Source organism: Gordonia sp. 852002-50816_SCH5313054-c (genome assembly GCF_001665925.1).
GTDB lineage: Bacteria > Actinomycetota > Actinomycetes > Mycobacteriales > Mycobacteriaceae > Gordonia > Gordonia jacobaea.
In genome coordinates this window covers 14,635-35,531 of the sequence record NZ_LZTE01000087.1, presented here as the reverse complement: position 1 = coordinate 35,531, position 20,897 = coordinate 14,635, and the positions used below count along the sequence as shown (strand labels likewise).

At 66.0% G+C, this 20,897-nt stretch carries 20 protein-coding genes and 1 pseudogene; 9 read left to right on the top strand and 12 right to left on the bottom strand.

What is annotated here, in order from left to right:
- The first annotated feature begins 9 nt into the window (after positions 1–9).
- The gene (gene glsA, locus A5788_RS22645) at positions 10–1,446 is read left to right on the top strand and encodes a glutaminase A (RefSeq protein ID WP_039854079.1); all 1,437 of its coding nucleotides are present in this window, start codon (positions 10–12) and stop codon (positions 1,444–1,446) included.
- Positions 1,447–1,519: 73 nt separating this feature from the next.
- Complete coding sequence (gene nucS / locus A5788_RS22640; protein WP_005201730.1) at positions 1,520–2,218, top strand: endonuclease NucS; 699 nt, start codon at positions 1,520–1,522, stop codon at positions 2,216–2,218.
- A gap of 12 nt (positions 2,219–2,230) precedes the next feature.
- On the opposite strand, the gene A5788_RS22635 is transcribed toward nucS, so the two are convergent.
- Together A5788_RS22635 and mce are read right to left on the bottom strand one after the other, a co-directional pair.
- Positions 2,231–3,271 carry a hypothetical protein gene (locus A5788_RS22635; protein ID WP_005201729.1) on the bottom strand — a complete coding sequence of 347 codons (1,041 nt, stop codon included), beginning with the start codon at positions 3,269–3,271 and terminating at the stop codon, positions 2,231–2,233.
- 100 nt (positions 3,272–3,371) lie between these two features.
- Entirely contained in the window at positions 3,372–3,914 is a 543-nt protein-coding gene (gene mce, locus A5788_RS22630; protein ID WP_231894026.1) for a methylmalonyl-CoA epimerase, read from the bottom strand.
- Between the two features lie 79 nt (positions 3,915–3,993).
- Between mce and A5788_RS22625 the strand changes: the two genes are divergently transcribed.
- From A5788_RS22625 to trxA, 5 genes and pseudogenes are all read left to right on the top strand, one after another.
- Positions 3,994–5,199, top strand: coding sequence for an acetyl-CoA C-acetyltransferase (locus tag A5788_RS22625; protein ID WP_005201725.1), 1,206 nt, complete (start codon positions 3,994–3,996; stop codon positions 5,197–5,199).
- 72 nt (positions 5,200–5,271) lie between these two features.
- Positions 5,272–5,630, top strand: a pseudogene (locus A5788_RS22620) (DUF3817 domain-containing protein).
- A 99-nt stretch (positions 5,631–5,729) separates the two neighbouring features.
- Positions 5,730–6,035, top strand: a complete 306-nt coding sequence (locus A5788_RS22615) for a thiamine-binding protein (protein WP_064866673.1) — start codon at positions 5,730–5,732, stop codon at positions 6,033–6,035.
- A 31-nt stretch (positions 6,036–6,066) separates the two neighbouring features.
- Positions 6,067–7,293, top strand: coding sequence for an MFS transporter (locus A5788_RS22610; RefSeq protein WP_082937783.1), 1,227 nt, complete (start codon positions 6,067–6,069; stop codon positions 7,291–7,293).
- 86 nt (positions 7,294–7,379) lie between these two features.
- Entirely contained in the window at positions 7,380–8,285 is a 906-nt protein-coding gene (trxA, locus tag A5788_RS22605) for a thioredoxin (RefSeq protein WP_064868102.1), read from the top strand.
- Positions 8,286–8,300: 15 nt separating this feature from the next.
- Here the strand turns inward: trxA and A5788_RS22600 are convergent, their stop codons facing one another.
- The 5 genes from A5788_RS22600 to A5788_RS22580 all read right to left on the bottom strand — a co-directional run bounded on the left by A5788_RS22600 (position 8,301) and on the right by A5788_RS22580 (position 11,019).
- A complete protein-coding gene (locus A5788_RS22600; RefSeq protein ID WP_064866667.1) occupies positions 8,301–9,062 on the bottom strand; it encodes an ABC transporter permease in 762 nt (253 codons plus the stop codon).
- Positions 9,059–9,844: an ABC transporter ATP-binding protein gene (locus A5788_RS22595; RefSeq protein ID WP_064868100.1), complete on the bottom strand. Its 786-nt coding sequence runs from the start codon at positions 9,842–9,844 to the stop codon at positions 9,059–9,061. Before A5788_RS22595 ends, A5788_RS22600 begins: the two co-directional genes overlap by 4 nt.
- Positions 9,841–10,197, bottom strand: coding sequence for a DUF1048 domain-containing protein (locus A5788_RS22590; protein ID WP_231894025.1), 357 nt, complete (start codon positions 10,195–10,197; stop codon positions 9,841–9,843). The genes A5788_RS22595 and A5788_RS22590 overlap by 4 nt, the downstream gene beginning before the upstream one ends.
- A 5-nt stretch (positions 10,198–10,202) precedes the next feature.
- Positions 10,203–10,529, bottom strand: coding sequence for a PadR family transcriptional regulator (locus A5788_RS22585; protein WP_064866661.1), 327 nt, complete (start codon positions 10,527–10,529; stop codon positions 10,203–10,205).
- 127 nt (positions 10,530–10,656) lie between these two features.
- On the bottom strand, positions 10,657–11,019 hold the full coding sequence (locus A5788_RS22580) for a winged helix-turn-helix transcriptional regulator (protein WP_064868085.1): 363 nt from the start codon (positions 11,017–11,019) through the stop codon (positions 10,657–10,659).
- 82 nt (positions 11,020–11,101) lie between these two features.
- Between A5788_RS22580 and A5788_RS22575 the strand changes: the two genes are divergently transcribed.
- Positions 11,102–11,974, top strand: a complete 873-nt coding sequence (locus A5788_RS22575; RefSeq protein ID WP_064866657.1) for an NAD(P)-dependent oxidoreductase — start codon at positions 11,102–11,104, stop codon at positions 11,972–11,974.
- Here the strand turns inward: A5788_RS22575 and glgB are convergent.
- The 5 genes from glgB to A5788_RS22550 form a co-directional block, all read right to left on the bottom strand.
- A complete protein-coding gene (gene glgB / locus A5788_RS22570) occupies positions 11,971–14,175 on the bottom strand; it encodes a 1,4-alpha-glucan branching protein GlgB (protein ID WP_064866655.1) in 2,205 nt (734 codons plus the stop codon). The genes A5788_RS22575 and glgB overlap by 4 nt on opposite strands.
- Positions 14,176–14,182: 7 nt before the next feature.
- Positions 14,183–16,183: a maltotransferase domain-containing protein gene (locus A5788_RS22565; RefSeq protein WP_064868082.1), complete on the bottom strand. Its 2,001-nt coding sequence runs from the start codon at positions 16,181–16,183 to the stop codon at positions 14,183–14,185.
- Between the two features lie 137 nt (positions 16,184–16,320).
- Positions 16,321–18,411, bottom strand: a complete 2,091-nt coding sequence (locus tag A5788_RS22560) for an ATP-dependent DNA helicase (RefSeq protein ID WP_064866653.1) — start codon at positions 18,409–18,411, stop codon at positions 16,321–16,323.
- An 80-nt stretch (positions 18,412–18,491) separates the two neighbouring features.
- Entirely contained in the window at positions 18,492–19,103 is a 612-nt protein-coding gene (locus tag A5788_RS22555) for an isochorismatase family protein (RefSeq protein WP_064866651.1), read from the bottom strand.
- Between the two features lie 114 nt (positions 19,104–19,217).
- Positions 19,218–20,522, bottom strand: coding sequence for a nicotinate phosphoribosyltransferase (locus tag A5788_RS22550; protein ID WP_005207829.1), 1,305 nt, complete (start codon positions 20,520–20,522; stop codon positions 19,218–19,220).
- A gap of 20 nt (positions 20,523–20,542) precedes the next feature.
- Here A5788_RS22550 and clpS point away from each other — a divergent pair, with 20 nt between their 5' ends.
- A complete protein-coding gene (gene clpS, locus A5788_RS22545) occupies positions 20,543–20,884 on the top strand; it encodes an ATP-dependent Clp protease adapter ClpS (protein ID WP_039856542.1) in 342 nt (113 codons plus the stop codon).
- The last annotated feature ends 13 nt before the right edge of the window (positions 20,885–20,897 follow it).

Genomic DNA, 20,897 nt, shown 5'->3' with positions numbered 1-20,897 from the left:
GGTCGGTGCGTGACGATTTCGCATGTGGATGGCTACCTTCGCAAGATCATGTCCGACTGCGTGGACGATCGGACGGGGGAGGTGGCCGACTACATCCCCGAACTCGCGGCGGTTGATCCCGACGGCTACGGGCTCTCGGTCGCCATGCACGACGGCTATCTCTACTCGCTCGGTGACTCGGGGACCGCGTTCACCATCCAGTCGGTGTCCAAGCCGCTGACCTACGCGATGGCGCTGAGCCGATTGGGCCCGACGGAGGTCGACGCGAAGATCGGTGTCGAGCCGTCGGGTGAGGCGTTCAACCAGATCAGCGTCGACTCGCGCCGGCGTCCCAAGAACGCGATGATCAACGCGGGTGCGATCGTCGCATCGTCGTTGCTCCTTCCGCCGGTTCGCGACGTCGATCCCGATGTCGTGGAGAAGACCTTCGAGGAGATCCTCGCCTTCTACTCGGCATGCGCGGGACGACAGTTGACCCTGAACGAGAGCGTCTTCGAGTCGGAGGCGGCGACTGGGTCGCGTAACCGCGCGATCGCCTACATGCTCGACAGCTTCGGCGGACTCGACACCCACCCCGACGCCGCGATCGCGCTCTATTTTCGTCAGTGCGCGATCGATGTCACCACCAGCGACCTCGCCGTCATGGGTACGACGATCGCCTGCGGTGGGGCCAACCCGCGCACGGGACGGCGAGTGTTCAGCCAGGAGGTCGCACAGCGGTTGCTGAGCGTGATGACCACGTGCGGCATGTACGACGCCGCGGGCGACTGGGTGACGGCAGTCGGAATGCCTGCGAAAAGTGGTGTGGGAGGCGGCATCCTGGCGGTGCTGCCCGGCCAGCTGGGCATCGGTGTCTACTCGCCTCGACTTGATGAGCACGGCAACAGCGTGCGCGGCGTCGACACGTGCGAGCACCTGTCGACCGACCTCGGGCTCCACATGTTCAACGTGACCCGCGAGAACCGGGTCGCGATCAGAGCGACCTACGACATCGCCGACTTCTCCGTCGGCGACGACTGGACGGAGGAGGAGCGCAGCTTCCTGCGCACCTGCCGCGACCGTGTCCGAGTGTACGAGTTGCAGGGCGACCTGACGTTCGGCAGCGCGGAGAGCGCACTGCGGCGCGTCGAGGAGGACATCGAGCGTGTCGACGTCGTGATCATCGAGATCTCGCGTGTCGGGGTGATCGATCCGGTTGCCCGCACGATGATGCTCGCCGTCAAGAACTCGGCCGACGACAACGGTAAACGCATCATTCTCGTCGACCCCGACGGCGAGGTGCGCGCGAGTGTCGAGCGACACCGGTCGGACTCCTTCGTCCACAACCTCGCCGTACCGGCCCAGTTGCAGGGACTCGATCCCACGCTCCCGCACGTGCACTCGTCCATGGCCGACGCCGTCGACGACGCCGAACAGTTCCTGCTGAAGCACTACCGCAACGCCTGACGCGGCGCCGTGGTGGCTCGCCGGGGGTCGGGGGTCGTGTTGGTCAACGCGCGCGGCCGATAAGCTGCCCGGTGTGCGTCTGGTGATCGCGGAATGCCAAGTGGACTACGTCGGCCGACTGACGGCTCATCTGCCCATGGCCAAACGGTTGCTGCTCATCAAGTCCGACGGCTCGGTGAGCGTGCATGCCGACGATCGCGCCTACAAACCGCTGAACTGGATGAGTCCGCCCTGCTGGTTGACCGAGGCGCAGGTTCCCGACGAGGTCGCAGCGCTGCATGAGTCGGTCGAGGCGTACTGGGTGGTGACCAACAAGGCCGGCGAGGAGCTGCGCATCACGCTCGCGTCGATAGAGCACGACTCGTCGCATGAACTGGGCATCGATCCCGGCCTGGTCAAGGACGGCGTCGAGGCGCACCTGCAGGAGTTGCTCGCCGAGCACGTCGAGACGCTCGGACCCGGTCACACGCTGATCAGGCGCGAGTACATGACGGCAATCGGGCCCGTCGACATTCTGTGCAGGGATGCGCAGGGTGCGACCGTCGCCGTCGAGATCAAACGTCGCGGCGAGATCGACGGCGTCGAACAACTGACCCGTTACCTCGAACTCCTCAACCGCGATCCGTTGCTCGCACCCGTCAGTGGCGTCTTCGCGGCCCAGCAGATCAAACCACAGGCGCGCACGCTGGCGACCGACCGCGGAATCCGTTGCGTCGTCCTGGATTACGACGCTCTGCGGGGAGCGGAGAGTACCGAGTTCCGGTTGTTCTGAGGCGCCGCGGCGTCAGTCGCCCGTGCTGAAGCGGGCGCGCTCGGACAGTATCCGGTTGAGCAGTTCGGAGTCGTCGGCATCCGACAACGACGTGTAGTCGATGTCTTCGGCAGGACGCAGCGTGTCGGGGAACGTGTCGAACTCGCGCTGGATCTCGTTGAGCTTCTTGCGGATCTCCTCGAACTCCTCAAGGACCTGCGTGCGCGCGTCGTCGGCCTTCGCCGAGAGATTGCGGGCGCCCGCCAGTCGCTCGATGGCGATGTCGCGGGCGGTGTCGCGAATCTGCTTGGCCTCGGCCAATGCTTGTCGACGCTCCTCGGCGAGGGTCATGTCGTGGTGGCGGCGTTCCTCGGTGCGCGTCTGCTTGCTCTGTCGCGCCAGTTCGTCGGCGTCCGCATGAGCCTTGGCGACCAGTTGGGAGGCCTGGGTACGTGCCGCGTTCATCGTCGCCGTGTGCTCGGCTTCCATCGCCGCTGCGCGTTCGCTGCACAACCGGTCCGACTCCGCGGCGTCGGCCTTTGCCTTGGCGTGGATCGACTCCGCGTCGGTGCGTAGGTCAGATGCGTGCTGTTCCGCCTCGGCGACGATGCCGGACGCCTTGTTCTCGGCGTCAGCCACGATCGATTCAGCCCTGGCCTGTGCCTCGGACAGGATTCGGTCGGCATCTTCACGTGAGTTCTTGCCGAGTTCCGCTGCTTCCTGACGCGCCACCGACACCGTCTCGGCGGCCTCGGCGCCTGCTTCTGCGCGCATCTCCGACGCCTCGTCGGACGCGAGCTGCAGCATGCGACTCAATCGTTCGCTCATGCCCTGGGCCGTCGTGGGTGGCACAGACAGGGTGTCGACCTCGCGGCGGAGTTCCTCGATCGTCGCGCGGGCCTCGTGCAGATGCGCGGCGAGTTCTTGCGCGTTGGCGGTCGCGGCGTCGCGGTCGGCGGCGAGGACTCGCAGGTCGGCGTCGATGCGTCGGAAACGCTCGGCGACCTGCTCGCGATCGTATCCGCGCATGACGACGGCGAACGGGAGTTGCTGCCTCGGAGCCTGGCTCGACATGGTTCGACAGTCTAGTCGGCCGTGCTGTGGCGGTGCTGTGTCTGGTACGAGCGCGTGTGCGCCTCGGCAAATATTTGCCGTGGACGCGGAAGTGCGCGGGTCAGTGCGTCGAAGCGCTGTGGTTGGCCGCGGGTTCGACGAGCTCGAGCAGCACACCGCCAGCATCCTTCGGATGAACGAAGTTGATTCGCGAGTCGGCCGTGCCGCGTCGCGCCTCCGGATACAGAACGCGGACCCCTGCGGACGTCAGGCGGGACACCACCTCGTCGACGTCGGTGACCCGTACGGCGAGCTGCTGCAAGCCTGGTCCATTGCGATCGAGGAACTTGGCGATCGTCGACGACTCGGACGCCGGTGCGAGCAGTTGGATGACCGCGCCTGTGCCCGAGTCCGCGGGTCCGATCATCGCCTCCTCGACGCCCTGCTCCTCGTTCTTCTCCTGGTGCAGGGTGACGAAGCCCAGATGGTCGGCGTACCACTGCTTCGCGGCGTCGAGATCGGGCACCGCGATACCGACGTGGTCGATGGCCACCACAAGGTCGGAGATGAGTGCCGTCGCGCCGGCGGAGCCGACCGCGGCTGCGGTTTCGGAATCAGATGCAACTGCCGATTCGACGGGGGGCACGGATGATGAGGGCGTCATGCGATAAAGGTAACGTTTAAGGCGTCATACGAACAGAGCGACCGCTCGGTTGGTCGCTGCCCAGTACTTGGAGGTCCTCATGTCCCCGGCAACAGATCAGGCGACGTCGGTGATCGTCGCCGGCGCGCGCACGCCGTTCGGTCGGCTCCTCGGCTCGCTGAAGGGTTTCAGCGGTGTCGATCTCGGTGCGATCGCCATCAAGGCTGCGCTCGAACGCGGAGGCGTCCCGGCGTCGGCTGTCGACTACGTGATCATGGGCCAGGTGCTCACCGCAGGCGCGGGACAGATGCCCGCACGCCAGACATCGGTGAAAGCCGGAATCGGGTGGGACGTTCCCGCGCTGACCATCAACAAGATGTGCTTGTCCGGCATCGACTCGATCGCGCTGGCCGACCAGCTCATCCGTGCCGGTGAGTTCGAGTGCGTCGTGGCCGGTGGCCAGGAGTCCATGACCCAGGCGCCGCACCTGCTGCCGGGAAGCCGCAGCGGATTCAAGTACGGCAACACCGAGCTCGTGGACCACACCGCATTCGACGGCCTCTACGACGCCTTCACCGATCAGCCGATGGGTGCGCTGACCGAGCAGGGCAACGACACCGATGGCTTCACCCGCGCCGAGCAGGACGAGTTCGCCGCGCGTAGCCACCAGCTCGCCGCGACCGCGTGGAAGAACGGACTCTTCGCCGACGAGGTCGTTCCCGTGAGCATCCCGCAGCGCAAGGGCGACCCGATCGAATTCTCCGAGGACGAGGGTATTCGCGCCGACACCACTGCCGATACTCTCGCGGGACTGCGCCCGGCATTCCGCAAGGACGGCACCATCACCGCGGGCAACTCGTCACAGATCTCCGACGGCGGCGCCGCCGTCGTCGTGATGAGCAAGGCGAAGGCCGCAGAACTCGGCCTGACCCCGCTCGCCGAGATCGGTCCGCACGGAGTGGTTGCGGGCCCCGACTCCTCGCTGCAGCTCCAGCCGGCCAACGCCATCGAAAAGGCTTGTGCGCGAGCGGGAATCACGCCAGCCGATCTCGACCTCGTTGAGATCAACGAGGCGTTCGCCGCGGTCGGACTGGCCTCGACCAAGGCGCTCGGCATCAACCCCGACATCGTCAACGTCAACGGTGGGGCCATCGCGATCGGCCATCCCATCGGGACGTCCGGAGCACGCATCACGCTGCACCTCGCGCTGGAACTGCAGCGTCGGGGCGGGGGCGTCGGTGTTGCTGCGCTCTGCGGCGCGGGCGGTCAGGGTGACGCGCTCATCATTCGCGTGCCCAAGGCCTGAGGAAACTTCACCACGTTCGTGATCACGGATGCCTACTACGCCCTGTCGTAGTAGGCATCCGTGTCAGGCACAATGGGTTATATGAGGCAATTCTTCGACCTGTCCACCCCGGCCAAGCGTTTCCGGTTCGTCGCCGTACTCGAGGCAATCACCTGGGCCGCGCTGTTGGTGGCGATGTTCTTCAAGTGGGTGCTCGGGTACACCGAGGCCGTCGCGGTTCCCGGCATGGTGCACGGCATCGTCTTCGTCGTCTTCGTTCTGATCTCGATCGTCACCGCGGTGTCGTTGCGGTGGAGCCTCTCGGTTACCGCGCTCGCGCTGATCTCCAGCATCCCACGCTGGTGTTCGAGTGGTGGGCACGCCGCAACGGGCACCTGGCCGAGCTGTCGGGGCAGGTCGACGCCGAGTCGACGCCCCAGTACGCGGCCTGATGTCCCAGTACGCGGCCTGATGTCCCAGTACGCGGCCTGACTTCCCGGTAAGCGACCCTGGTCGCTTCCGATTCCGCATCACTTGCAGAGGAGCCGACCATGATCGCCGCATTCAGTCTCACACCGTCGGGTGGCGACGCCGTCGGCGACGACGGCGGCATGAGCGAAGCCGTCGCGGCGGCCGTGCGGGTGGTGCGCGAATCAGGTCTTCCGCACCAGACCACCGCGATGTTCACCTACGTCGAGGGCGACTGGGACGCGGTGATGGACGTGATCAAACGCGCCACCGACGCGGTCGGCGAACTCGCCCCGCGTGTGGGCCTCGTCATCAAGGCCGACATCCGCCCCGGCCACACCGACGAACTGACCGGCAAGGTCGACCGGGTGATGCGACATCTGTCCTGACTCGGCCCGCGCGCCTGCTCGACGATCCACGCTGACGCGTGCGCGCGGTGCGGTCTCGGCGATCTTCTGTCTGAACGGCTTTCTCGCAGCGCTGTGGGTTGCCCACATTCCCGTCATCACCGCACACACGGAGACCTCGCACGAGCAACTCGGCGGGCTTCTGCTGTTGCTCGGCGGCTCGGCGTTCGTCGGCATGCAGGTCAGTGGGCACGCACTCGACCGATACGGTTCGCGTACCACCACCTTGGTCGCGGCGACGCTGCTGTGTCCGGTCATGATCGGGCCTGCGGTGGCGTCGAATACCGGTCAGCTCGCCGTCGCGCTCGCGCTCTTCGGGTTTGTCAACGGCAGCCTCGACGTCTCCATGAACGCCCAGGCCGTCGCGGTTGAACGGGCGTATCGCCGACCGATCATGTCGTCGTTTCACGGCTTCTTCTCGCTCGGCGGTCTCGCCGGGTCGCTCGTCGTCGCCGCGACGTTGTGGGCGCAGGTCGGCGTCGTTGCGACTGTCGGGGTGTCGTCACTGCTCGGGCTGATACTGGTCGCGGTATGCGCACGTTCGCTCGTCGCGCCGGACGGCGGGGGATTGGTCGAGACGACGCCGTCGAACGCAGCCGGGCCGACAGTCGATGATGAGTCGACGGCGAAGGCGCGCTGGTGGCACGGACTGGACCTGCGTCGACTGGCGGTCCTCGCTGCCGTGGCGTTTGCACTCATGCTGGCCGAGGGGACCGCATACGACTGGAGTGCGCTGCAGATCGTCGAAGATTTCGGTACGCGTGACGCGGTCGGCGCTGTGGCGTTCGGGGCGTTCAGTGCGGCAATGACGATCGCCCGCTTCGGTATCGATCCGATCGCCGCGCGACTAGGCCCCGTCTGGGTGGTGCGGGCGGGGTCGGCGCTCGGCATCTGTGGAATCACCTTGGCGATTTTCGCTCCCGAACCGATCATCGCGATCGTCGGCTGGACTATTTTCGGTGTCGGTCTCGCAGGGCTGATACCGCAGATCTTCACGGCTGCAGGCAATTTGACGGCGTCGTCGAGCGGACGTGCCATCTCTACCGTCGTCGGCTGCGGCTACCTCGGAATGCTGTCGGGACCCGCGATCGTCGGGTTCATCGCGGGTCACTCGGGGGTGTCGGTCGGCCTGACACCCGTCATCGGTGCGCTTGTCTTCGCGTTGGTGGCAGCACGGGTCGTACGTCCGGCTGCACGACCGGTGAGTCGTCGGGACGTCCGTGACACACTAGAGGGGTGACACGACCGACCCCCAGGCCTCAGGGAAATGCTGCACGCACTCAGGCCGGCGCCGCAGCACGTCAGCAAGCCGCCGCGACAGTTGCCATGTCAGGTGCAGTCGACCTCTCCGCACTGAAGGAGAAGGCCGAGGCGCAACGAGCACAGGCACGTCAGCCCGCAGCGGCGGCGCAGCAGCCGAGCGCCGGATCGGCGCCGACCGGCGGCAACGTGATCGACGTGACGGACGCGACTTTCGAGACCGAGGTCCTCGCGCGGTCGACGAGACAGCTTGTCCTGGTCGACCTCTGGGCGGAGTGGTGCGGTCCGTGTAAGCAGTTGTCGCCGGTGTTGGAGAAGCTGGCCAACGCGTCGGGCGGCGCCTGGGTCCTCGCGAAGATCGACGTCGACGCGAACCCGCAGATCGCGCAGGCCTTCGGTGTGCAGTCGATCCCGACGGTTGTCGCACTCGCCGCCGGACAGCCCGTCGCCGCGTTCAACGGTGCCCGTCCCGAGGCCGAGATCGTCGACTGGATCGATCAGATCCTCGCCCAGGTCGGCGGTGCGCTCGCCGGGGCTCCTGCTCCGCAAGCAGAGCAGGAGATCGCCGACGATCCGCGCATGGTCGCCGCCGAGGACAAGATGAACGCGGGCGACTTCGACGGCGCGCTCGCCGACTACCGCGCCATCGCCGAGGCCGAGCCCGACAACGTCGAGGCCGCATCGTTGGTGCGCAACCTCGACTTCATGCTCCGTGCCCAGGCGCACGACCCGGCGATCGTCGAGAACGCCGCTGCGACCGACGTCGACGCTCAGCTCGCGGCCGCGGACGTACTGCTGCTCGGTCAGGATCCGGAGGGAGCGTTCGCGCGCATCATCGACGTCGTGAAGGCGACCTCAGGCGACGACCGCACGCGTGCACGAACCCGACTGCTCGAGTTGTTCGAGCTGTTCGATCCTGCCGAGCCCTTCGTGGTGGCCGCTCGTCGGAAGCTGGCCGCCGCGCTGTTCTGAGCCGGTCATCGGCGGTCAGTTCACCTTCCGGCGGTAGATGCGGGCTGCGACGATGTTCGCGACGATGAGGATGCCGACGCACCACCCCAACGCGATCCATATGTCGGTACCGACCGGTTGCTCTGCGAGTAGTGACCGGATGCTGTCCACGATCGACGTGACGGGCTGGTTCTCCGCGAAGACACGAACCGGTGTGGGCATGGATTCAGTTGGCACGAATGCTGAGCTGATGAACGGCAGCAGGATCAGCGGATACGAGAATGCGCTCGCCCCTTCGATCGAGTGAGCCGTGAGCCCGGGGATGACGGCCACCCATGTCAGAGCGAGTGTGAACACCAGCAGGATGCCCGTCACCGCGAGCCACGGCAGAAGCCCTGCATCAGAACGAAATCCGATGGCGAGCGCCACGCATACAACGATCAATACCGCCGCCGCGTTCGCGAGCAACGACGTGAGCACGTGCGCCCAGAGGGCCGCCGACCGCGCGATCGGCATCGAGCGAAAACGCTCGATCATGCCTGCACTCATGTCGGAGTAAAGCCGGAAGGCGGTGTAGGACACCCCGGAGGCCACGGTGACGATCAGAATTCCCGGTAGCAGGTAGTCGACGTACGACCCGGATTCGGTCTCAATGGCGCCGCCGAGGACGTACACGAACAACAGTAGGAATGCGATCGGCATGATCGCCGTGGTGATGACCGTATCGGGGCTGCGGGTCACGTGACGGAGGGTGCGGCCGAGCAGAAACCGTGTATCGGAGACGAAAGTGGTTGTCATGGATGTTCTTTCGTGCTCGGCTCACCGGTTACGGCGAGGAAGATGTCTTCGAGGGATGGTCGCTTCTCCACATACTCGACCTGAGCGGGAGGGAGAAGTGCGGACAGTTCGTCGAGTGTCCCGTCGGCGATGATGAGGCCGCGATGAAGGATGGCGATCCGGTCGGCGAGTTGCTCGGCCTCTTCGAGGTATTGGGTGGTGAGCAGCACGGTGGTGCCGCGACGTGCGAGAGTGGCTATCGACTCCCAGACCTCCTGGCGTGCTTGAGGATCCAGGCCGGTCGTCGGTTCGTCGAGGAAGAGGACGAGCGGATCTCCGAACAGGCTCATGGCGATGTCCAGACGCCTGCGCATGCCGCCGGAGTACGTGCCGACTCTGCGGCGGCCGGCGTCGGTCAGGGAGAATCGTTCGAGGAGTTCGTCGGCTATGTCACCAGGGTGGGGCAGATGTCGTAGTCGCGCAACGAGAATCAGGTTCTCGCGGCCGGTGAGGATCTCGTCCACGGCTGCGAACTGGCCGGTGAGACTGATTGATCGCCGTACGTCGTCGGGGCTGAGCGCGACATTGTGTCCGTTGACGCGTACCGTGCCGTCGTCGACGCGACTCAGCGTGGCGAGCGTCCTGATCATGGTGGTCTTTCCCGCGCCGTTCGAACCTAGGAGGGCGAAGACCGACCCGGCGTCGACGTCGAAGTCGACGCCGCGCAAAACCGCGAGCTCGCCGAACGACTTGCGGAGTCCGCGTACCGAGATGGCGGGTTCAGTGTGAGCGACGGTGTTCACCGGTGGTCTCCGGCTTCGTTCTGGGCGGCGATGGCTTTGTCGACTTCGCTGCGGAACTGGCTGCGCGCCTTGGTGATCCACGACGCTTCCGGGTAGCTTCGGAGGAACTCCTCTGCGAACTCGATCGGGTCGTCGCCGACGATGTCGGCGATCGTGGTGCCGTCTGCGGACGACTGCTCAAAGAGATCGGCAAGGTTTTCGAGGAGAGACATCAACGCGTCGACTTCCGAGGACGCGAAGTAGTAGACGTAGTGCTCGGTGCCGTCGAGCGCGCGACGGTAGGTGTCGGGCAGCGCATGCTTGCGCGCCTTGTATGCGCGATACCGCTTCTTGTCTGCGACGATCTTGCCCATCATCATCAGTGTCCCTTCTGGAGTTGGTCGAGCCGTTGGGTGAGGAAATTCCAGGTGCGCCAGAACTCGTCGAGATACTCCCGGCCGGAGTTGTTGAGCGAGTAGACTTTTCGCGGCGGTCCCTTGTCTGAGGGAACCTTCTCGACGTCGACAAAGCCTCGCTTCTCGACGCGGAGTAGCAGTGCGTACACCGTGCCCTCCGCGATGTCGGTGAATCCTTGATCGCGTAGCGCCGTGGTGATCTCGTATCCGTAGGCCGGGCGTCGGCTGAGGATCGCCAGAACGATGCCCTCTAGCGTCCCCTTCAGAATTTCGGTCAGTTGTTTGCTCATGCGACCCCACTAGCTAGTGGTACTGAGTACTAGTACATAGTATCGCTGAGTAGCTAAATCGCAAGAGGCCTCGAAGAGTTGGCTGCAGTTCTGTTCTGAGCTGGCCGTGCGTAGCTGGGCGTCGAACCTACGAGAGAGTTCTCGGAGTTTGCCGCGTGGCGACGATGGTCACGAGGTTGGCTTCGCCCCAGTCTCCGAGGGGAAGCAGTGCGTCGTTGAGTGACTGTCCCAGCGGAGTGAGCGAGTACTCCACTCGCGGTGGCACTTCCCGGTAGACCTCGCGGTGGACGATGCCGTCGCTTTCCAGTTCGCGCAATTGCTGGGTGAGCATCTTCTCGCTGACACCCGAAACGTTGCGCCGCAGTTCGCCGAAGCCCCAGGGGCGCTCGTGCAGCGCCCACAGGATCAGCGGCTTCCACTTTCCGCCGACCACCGCAACCGCCGCGTCGAGCCCGCAGGAGAACGGACCCTTGCTCGAAGCATCAGACATCAGCCAATACTAACCATTCGGTGGCTACCTAACGCGAAAGTGCGTACTTGTGAGAAGTGCAGCGGCACAGGAGTGTTGAGGCATGACTTCTACCGTGACCGTGATCGGGGCAGGCCCGATCGGGCAGGCCATCACCCGCGCTCTACTCTCAGCAGGCCACGAGGTGACCGTCTGGAACCGAACCCCCGAGAAGACCGCACCGCTTGCCGAACTCGGTGCGCGTGTCGCCACCACTCCACGAGAGGCCTTGCGTCGCAGCGACATTGCGCTCATCTCGGTGCGGGGCAACGACGCTGCGCGCGACATACTTGAACAAGCCGAACTGTCCGGCGTGGACGTGCTCGTCGTGAACCTCACCTCCGACACCCCGAGTTCGGCGCGGGAGCTCGCAGGCTGGATGACCAAGCAGGGTGTCCGATACCTGAGTGGAACGATGCTCACCCCCTCCGTCCTGGTGGGGCAGCCCGGCTCGACGGCGGTGCTGGGTGGCGTCGAGAGTATCTATGAGCAAGCCCTCCCGGTGCTCGAGGTGATCGCGCCCGAGGTTGCACGCCATGGCGACGATCCCGGCGCTGTCGCCGCGCTCGACCTCGCGCTGCTCGATGCGTTCTGGGGCACGGTGACAGCGTGGAGCCACGCCGTCGCCCTCGGACGAGCCGAAGGGCTCAACGCGAACGACCTCACCGAGCGGCTGACCGCGATAGTGCATTTGGCCGCGGAGGTCGGAGCCGGGATCTCGCAGGATGCTGAGCTCGGCAGCTATCCCGGTGATGTGTCCACCATCGCGTCTGCCCGCAGCACGCTGACTCATATCCTCCACGCCAGCACGGATCGCTTCATCGACGCGGGTTTCCCTGGTTCCGTCGAAGCGTTACTCCGACGCGCTACCGACCACGGCTACCACGACGACGGGCCGTCGCGTCTGGTTCCGACGATCGCGCGGGCCGCGCACTAGGCCGGTGCGAGCCAAATTGCCGAGTTGGCAGGGATCGTGACCGACGCCGAGACCGGCCTCCCGTGCCAGCCCTCGCCGTCGGCCTCGACCGCGCCGAGATTGCCCTTACCCGCGCCGCTGTAGGCGGCGGCGTCGGTGTTGAGGATCTCGGTCCAGGTTCCGGCGCGGGGTAGTCCCACTCGGTAGTCTCTGCGGTCGGCTCCGGAGAAATTGAACAGGCACGCCACCACCGAGCCGTCGGAACCACATCGCAGGAAGCTGATGACATTGTTCGCGGTGTCGTTCGCGTCGATCCATTCGTAGCCCTGCGGATCGGTGTCTTGCGTGAACAGCGCGGGACGTTCGCGGTAGACGCGATTGAGGTCGGTGGTGAGCGCCGAGATCCCTTGGTGCAGTTCGCCTTCCCAGCCCTGGAGCTGATACCAATCCAGGCTGCGGTTGTCGGCCCACTCGGCGGTCTGACCGAACTCCTGGCCCATGAACAGCAGTTGCTTTCCGGGGTGCGACCACTGGTATGCGAGGAATACCCGCACGCCTGCGGCTTTCGTCCAGGAGTCGCCGGGCATCCGGCTCCACAGCGTGCCCTTGCCGTGCACCACCTCGTCGTGTGAGAGCGGGAGCACGAAGTTTTCACTCCACGCGTACATCAGCGAGAACGTGATCTCGTGGTGATGGAAGCTGCGGTGGATCTGGTCGCGACCCAGGTACCCCAGCGTGTCGTGCATCCAGCCCATGTTCCATTTGAGGCTGAATCCCAGTCCGCCGAGGTCGGTCATGCGCGTCACGCCGGGCCAGGCCGTCGACTCCTCGGCGACGGTCACCGCGCCCGGGAAGAGCTTGTGGACCGTCGCGTTGGTCTCCTGCAGGAACTGCACGGCCTCGAGATTCTCTCTGCCGCCGTAGATGTTCGGTCGCCAGCCGCCCGCCGGCCGCGAGTAATCGAGATAGAGCATCGATGCCACCGCGTCGACGCGCAGTCCGTCGACGTGGAATTCGTCGATCCAATAGAGCGCGTTGGCGACGAGGAAGTTGCGCACTTCGCGTCGCCCGAAGTCGAAAACGTATGTGCCCCAGTCGAGCTGCTCGCCCCGCATCGGATCGGCGTTCTCATACAGTGGCGTGCCGTCGAAGCGGGCCAACGCCCATTCGTCCTTGGGGAAGTGCGCGGGGACCCAGTCGATGAGCACCGAGATTCCCAGCGAATGCAGATGGTCGACGAGGTACCGGAAGTCGTCGGGCTTGCCGAAGCGGGCCGTCGGTGCGTAGTACGACGTGACCTGATATCCCCACGAACCACCGAACGGGTGCTCTGCGACGGGGAGGAATTCGACGTGGGTGAAGCCCTTCTCGATTACGTAGGCGCCGAGTTGCTCAGCGAGTTCGCGATAGTCGAGCCCCTTGCGCCATGAACCCAGATGCACCTCGTACACGCTCATCGGTTCACGTGTCGGCTCGCTCTCGATCCGACGGTCGATCCAGTCGTCGTCGGACCAGACGAAGTCCGAATGCGTGACCACCGACGCGGTGGCGGGCGGAACCTCCGTGCGCCTGGCCATCGGGTCGGCCTTGTCGTGGAGGGTGCCGTCGGCGCCGTGGATGCGAAACTTGTACAGCGTGCCCTCGCCGACGTCGGGGATGAACAACTCCCACACGCCCGATGGCCCCATTGACCGCATGGGCGTCGACCGTCCGCTCCAGCCGTCGAAATCACCGATCACGACGACGCCGTGCGCGTTGGGTGCCCACACCGAGAACGTCGTGCCGGGCACGTCGCCGTCTGGCGTGGTGTAGACGACGGTGTGCGCGCCGAGAACCTTCCAGAGCTCCTCGTGCCTGCCCTCGGAGAACAGATGCAGATCGAGCTCACCGATGCTCGGGAGGAACCGATAACCGTCGGCAACGACGAATTCTGTTGTGCCGCCGTGCCCGTCGGGGTAGACGACTCGATAGCGGTAGTCGATGAGGTCGGTGATCGGCACGGTGACGACGAACAGGTCATCGGTCTGATGGTGCATCGGATAGTCGACGCCGCCGATCACCGCCGATACCGAGATCGCATTGGGACGCAGTGTCCGCAGGATCGTGTTACCCCCGGGGGCGTCGTGGGCGCCGAGGAACGAGTGCGGGTCGGGATGCGTCGTCGCCATCAGACGTCGGAGGTCGTGGTCGGAAGCGAAGGGATCGGGCTGCGTGCTGGTCACGGTGTGCTCACTGGATTCGGTAGGAGAGTCGGCGGGCGGCGTCGGGACTCAGGGGTGGAAGGGCGACGATGTGTGCGACGGCGCGCCACGGTTCGAGTCGTACGTAATTCGCCTGGCCCCAACCGAATTCCTCACCGGAGACCTCATCTGTGCCGACGACGCGCTCCTGCCAGTCGAATCCGAGTGCGGGCATGTCGAGCCACAGCGTCGACTCCTCGGCACCGAACGGATTGATGTTGACCACCACGACGACACGATCACCTGACACCGGGTCGAGCTTGGAGTAGGCGATCAGTGCCGGGTTGTCGAGGTGGTGAAAGGTGATGTCGCGCAACTGCTGCAGGGCCGGATGGCGTCGGCGGATCGCATTGAGTGAGGTGATCCATGGTTCGAGTGACTCGCCACGGCTCGCGGCTCCCTTGTAGTCGCGTGGGCGGAGTTCGTACTTCTCGGAGTTGAGGTACTCCTCGCTGCCCTCGCGCACGGGCAGGTGCTCGTACAGCTCATAGCCGCTGTAGACACCCCAGGTCGGCGACAAGGTGGCGGCCAGTGCCGCGCGTAGCGCGAACATGCCCGGTCCGCCGTGCTGCAGGCTCTCGTGCAAGATGTCGGGGGTATTGACGAAGAGGTTGGGGCGCGACTCGTCGGCGTGCGCGGCGATCTCGCGGCCGAACTCCTCGAGTTCCCACTTCGCGGTCTTCCAGGTGAAGTAGGTGTAGGACTGTGTGAAACCAAGGCGTGCAAGGCCATAGAGTAGTGCAGGTCTGGTGAATGCCTCGGCGAGGAACAGCACGTCGGGGTCGCGCTTTTTGACCTCGGTGATCAGCCACTCCCAGAAGTTCGGTGGCTTGGTGTGCGGGTTGTCGACGCGAAAGATCTTGACGCCCAACTTGTTCCACGCGAGCACCACTTCGAGTACCGCGCGGTAGATGCCGTTGCGATCGTTGTCGAAGTTCAGTGGGTAGATGTCCTGGTACTTCTTCGGCGGATTCTCGGCATAGGCGATCGTGCCGTCCGGCAGGGTGGTGAACCAGTCGGGATGCTCGGTCGCCCACGGATGGTCGGGGGCGGTCTGCAGGGCCAGATCGAGCGCGACCTCCATGCCGAGTTCGCTTGCGCGAGAGAGGAAATACTCGAAATCCTCCTGCGAGCCGAGCTGTGGGTGGATCGCGTCGTGACCACCCTGCGCCGACCCGATCGCCCACGGCGACCCGACGTCGTTCGGTGCCGCGACCAACGTGTTGTTGGGCCCCTTGCGATTGACCTCGCCGATCGGGTGGATCGGTGGCAGGTAGACCACATCGAATCCCATGTCGGCGATGCGCGAGAGATCTTGAGCTGCGGTCAGGAACGTGCCGTGCACGGGGTTGCCGTCGTTGTCCCAGCCGCCCGTCGATCGCGGGAACATCTCGTACCACGATCCGTAGAGCGCGCGGCGTCGGTCGGTCCAGATCCGCAGATTACGACTCTTGGTCACGAGTTCACGCACGGGATGTGCGTCGAGAAGGTCGACGACCTCGTCGGACAACGCGATTCCCACGCGATTCTCGACGCGTCTGCGCCTCGAGCGAAGTGAGTCGACGGCGTCGAGCAACAACTGGCGGTCGGTACCGTCGACCTGTTGCGCCGCTTCGCCGAGAATCCGCGCACCGGTCTCGAGGTCGTTGGCGAGATCCTCCGCGCCCTGACCGGCGTCGATCTTCTTGGTGACCGCCGACCGCCACGTCGCGTACGGATCACTCCACGCCTCGATGCGGAAGGTCCAGTAGCCGACGGCGTCGGGAACGATGGCCGCGTTGAAGGCATCGGGTTCCGTCGCGGGCGACATGCGGACGTCGAACGAGGTGCGGTAGGGCGTTTCGACGTGCAGGGTGACCCCGAGCGCGTCGTGTCCCTCTCGCCACGCGGTCGCGCTGATCGGGATCAATTCTCCGACAACGCATTTGGCAGGGTATTGCCCTGCGGAGACCAATGGTTGGATGTCGTCGATGCCCATCCGGCCGATCACTTCGGCCCCCTCTCGTCAGCGGCCACGCGCAGGGCCGGGAGTCCTCATCGATCCCACAGTGTTGCGTTCACTCTAGTGGCGTTGAGTTCAACACTAGTGACGTCGCCGGGTCGTGATGCCGAATCCGGGCGTCAGACTCACCGTAGCGGTACGGCGGCCAGTCTGCCGAGTGCCGCGCGGACCACGTCGGGGTCGGTCGTGCGCCAGAACGGCGGCATGGATGCGAGGAGATAACCGCCGTATCCGGCCGTCGCCAGACGCGAATCGAGGACGGCGACCACGCCGCGATCGTCGACCGACCGCAGGAGTCGCCCGGCGCCCTGCGCCAGCAGCAATGCAGCGTGATTGGCTGCGACCGACAGGAATCCGTTTCCTCCCCGCGAGGTGACTGCGCGCTGGCGGGCACCGAGTAGGGGATCGTCGGGGCGCGGGAAGGGAATGCGGTCGATGATCACCAGCGACAACGACGGGCCGGGGACGTCGACGCCCTGCCACAGCGACAGCGTGCCGAACAGGCAGGTCCTCGGGTCGTCGGCGAAGCGTGCGACGAGCGCCGCGGTGGTGTCGTCGCCCTGGCACAGGATGGGGAGGTCGCTGCGCGCGCGGAGCGCCTCGCTGGCCTCGCGGGCGGCGCGCATCGACGAGAACAGCCCGAGCGTGCGACCACCCGCGGCCTCGGTGAGCGCGGCGAGCTCGTCGAGTGTTGCGGGGGCGATGGAGTCTCGTCCAGGTCGGGGGAGATGACGTGCGACGTAGAGGATCGCCGAGCGTGGGTAGTCGAACGGTGAGCCGGCGTCGAGGCCCGTCCACCGCATCGGCGAACCGTCGGAGGGCGCAGCGCTGCCCGTTGCGGTGACGTCGCGTGCGGGTGTGTCGTTGCGGGCGTCGCCGCCGAGCGCGATGTCGTCGGCGGCCGGGGTGTCGGTGCCGCGGCCCGCTGCGGGCAGCCCCCATGTGGCGGCGAGAGCGTCGAAGGAGCCGCCGATGGTCAGTGTCGCGGAGGTCAGGATGACGGTCGACTCGGTGAACAGCGTCGCGCGCAGCAGTCCGCCGACCGACAGCGGTGCGATGTGCAGCACGGTGCGCGTCGACGATTCGGATCGGCCGGTGCGTTCTTCTGCCACCCAGACGACGTCGCGTCGTTTCGCCGGGTCGGGTTCGTCGAAGGCGCCGAGCACGCGGACCGCGGTGTCGTGGAGTTCTTCCAAGGAGGTCAGCGCAGCCGACCGTGCCGCGCCCTGGCCGTCGTCGGCGCCTCCCGGTCCGCGCGCGGGACCGATGGCCGAACGCGCCAGCCACAACCGATCTCGTAGCGTCGCCAGAACCAGCGCGGCATCCGCGGGCATGGCGGTCCACTCGCGCTTGGGGGCGTCGTCGAGCATGTCGCCGAGTTGCTCGCCCGCGCCGATCAGCGCGTCGACGGTTTCCTCGTCGATGAGCTTGCCGCAGCGTCGGGCGGCCACCGTGATCGAGGCGGCCGAGAGGTCGGACGTCGACACCGAAGTGATGCGGTCGACGAGGTCGTGCGCCTCATCGACGATCACCACATGGTGGTCGGGCAGTACGTTGGCCGGACTCATCGCGTCGATCGCCAACAGCGCGTGATTGGTCACCACGACGTCGACCTGCCCGGACTTGCGTCGTGCCCGTTCGGCGAAGCAATCCTCGGCATACGAGCAGTTCGACGCCCCGAGACACTCGCGCGAGGTGACGCTGACCTGCCGCCACGATCGGTCGGTGACGCCGGGGGAGAGGTCGTCGCGGTCGCCCGTGTCGGTGTCGGACACCCACTCGCGCAGGCGCGTGACCTCCCGGCCGGTGCGTGAGAGCTCGAACGCGTCGAACAGCTCGGTATCCGGCTCTTCGACGGTTCCCGCGTGAATCTTGTTCAGGCACAGGTAGTTTCCGCGACCCTTGAGGATTGCGAACGTCGGCTCGCGGCCGAGCGCGCCCTTCAGGGCTTTGGAGAGCCGGGGCAGGTCGCGCTCGACCAGTTGGCGCTGCAGTGCGATGGTCGCCGTGGAGACCACCACGGTGTCGCCGGACTCGACGGCGTGCCGGATGGCAGGCACGAGATAGGCCAACGACTTTCCCGTGCCCGTACCCGCCTGCACTGCGAGGTGCTGACCGGTGTCGATGGCGTTGGCGACGGCGGAGGCCATGCGGACCTGCCCGTCGCGGCGTTTGCCCGACAGCGCGGTCACGGCGGTGTCGAGGAGGGCGGTCACCGGCGGGAGCCCGGTCGCCCGCGAGGTAGTTGGCCCCGAGGCGTCCGACTTGGCGGCATTCGCTACAGATAGGTCGGTCACTAGGAAGCGGCCTGTCCGCCGTAGACCAGATCGCCCACGAGCGTGACGCCGGCGTCACGCATGCTGGTCAGCGCGGCGTTGGCGGTCGGTTCGGAGACTGCCGCAGTGAAGTTCAACAGGACGCGGGTGTCGAAACCCTCGTTCGCGGCGTCGATCGCAGTGGCGCGTACGCAGTGATCGGTGGCGATGCCGACCACGTCGACGCTGCGCACGTCATGGGCCCGCAGCCAGTCCGTGAGCGTGGTGCCGTCGTCGGAGGCGCCCTCGAATCCGGAGTACGCCGCGCTGTAGGCGCCCTTGGAGAACACCTCCTGCACCGCAGAGGTATCGAACTCGGGCGAGAACGCAACACCGTCCGTCCCGACCCTGCAGTGCGGTGGCCAGGTATCGACGAAGTCGGGATTGTCGGAGAAATGCGCGCCCGGATCGATGTGGTAATCACGCGTGGCCACGACGATGCCGTAGTCGTCCGTCAATGACTTCAGCGACCGCGCGACCGCGGTGCCGCCGTTCACGCCGAGCGCGCCACCCTCACAGAAGTCGTTCTGGACGTCGACGACGATGAGCGCCTGGGCTGGGCTGACGTCGTCGTCGAAGTGTGGGCTGGACATTCCGATCTCCTCGGGTCGTGGCGTGGCTGCTTGTGCGATCGGTTGTGGTTGCTCGTTGCTCGATACCGGTTCGATGATTGGACGTGGGCGGGTGGGGATCGGTTCCCTGTGCTGTCAGCCGAGTTGGAAACGGGTCGGTACGGCGGGATCTCCGTGCGAGAGTCCGAGTCCCTCCCACGGCAGGCTGACCAGACCTTCGGCGAGGAACGCGCGCGCGTCGTCGAGCGTCGGGAGGTCGTCGACGCGCCGTCCACCGCGAACCAGCGGGATCTGCAGAGGTCGCACGACGTGTCCCGGAACGTCCGGTGTAGGTGTTCCGGCGCGGTAGAGGATCTCCTCGACGATGGTCCCGGTCGGCCGCGCGACCCGCACGGCGTTCTTTGCGCCGCCCTTCGACTCCTTGTGGCTGGCGCGTTTGGCGACGGGGATGCCGTCGACCTCGACCAACTTGTAGACCATGCCGGCCGTCGGAGCACCGCTGCCGGTGACCAACGACGTGCCGACGCCGTAGGTGTCGACCGGCTCGGCGCGCAGTGACGCGATCGCATACTCGTCGAGATCGCCGGAGACGACGATCTTGGTGTTCGGGGCGCCCAGCTCGTCGAGTTGCTCGCGGACCTGCCGTGCCAACACGCCGAGATCGCCGGAATCGATACGGACTGCACCGAGCTCGGGACCGGCCACCTCGACGGCGTTGCGCACGCCCTGGGTGATGTCGAAGGTGTCGACGAGCAGCGTGGTGCCGACACCGAGTGTCTCGATCTGCGCGGCGAACGCTGCCTTCTCGTTGGGGCCCTCGGGATCGGTGAACGCGAGAGTGAACGAATGCGCCGCGGTTCCCGCGCTCGGCACGCCGTAGGTACGCGCCGCCTCGAGGTTCGACGTTGCCGCGACACCCGCGAGGTAGGCGGCCCGTGCGCTCGCCACAGCTGCCCATTCGTGCGTGCGACGCGATCCCATCTCGATGATCGGGCGCCTGCTCGCCGCGCTGACCATGCGGGCGGCTGCGGAGGCAATGGCGCTGTCGTGGTTGAGGATCGACAGGATCAGCGTCTCGAGCACGACCGCCTCGGCGAAGGTTCCGCGCACGGTGAGGATCGGCGAGTTGGGGAAGTACAGCTCACCCTCGCGATATCCGTCGATGTCGCCGGTGAACTCGTAGTTGCGCAGCCACTCGACGGTCTCGTCGTCGAGGAAGCGTTCGACGACGGCGATCTCGTCGTCGCCGAAGCGGAACTGCGTCAGCGCGTCGAGGATACGAGCGGTGCCCGCGACGACCCCGTACCGGCGGCCGTCGGGGAGACGGCGCGCGAACACCTCGAACACACACTGTCGGTGTGCGATCGGGTGCCGCAGCGCGGCGGAGACCATGGTGAGCTCGTACTGGTCGGTGAGCAGGGCGGTGTTGCGGATGGTCACGATCCCTTACCCTAGTTTGTATGGCGCCTGACGATATTCGTGCGCATGAGGCTACCCCCGGAAGTGGCGGCGGTAGCGGTGGCACGGCCGTGGCCGACCCGGCCGTTGCCGACGCCGCGTCGGCGTTCGACCGTCCCTGGGTGACCATCGTCTGGGACGATCCGGTCAATCTGATGCGCTACGTGACCTTCGTCTTCCAGAAGGTCTTCGGATACTCCGAATCCAAGGCGAACCAGCTCATGATGCAGGTGCACACCGAGGGCAAGGCCGTGGTGTCGTCGGGCGACCGCGACAAGATGGAATCCGACGTGACGAAACTGCACGCCGCGGGTCTGTGGGCGACGATGCAGCGCGACAGCTAGCAGCGGGCGGGAC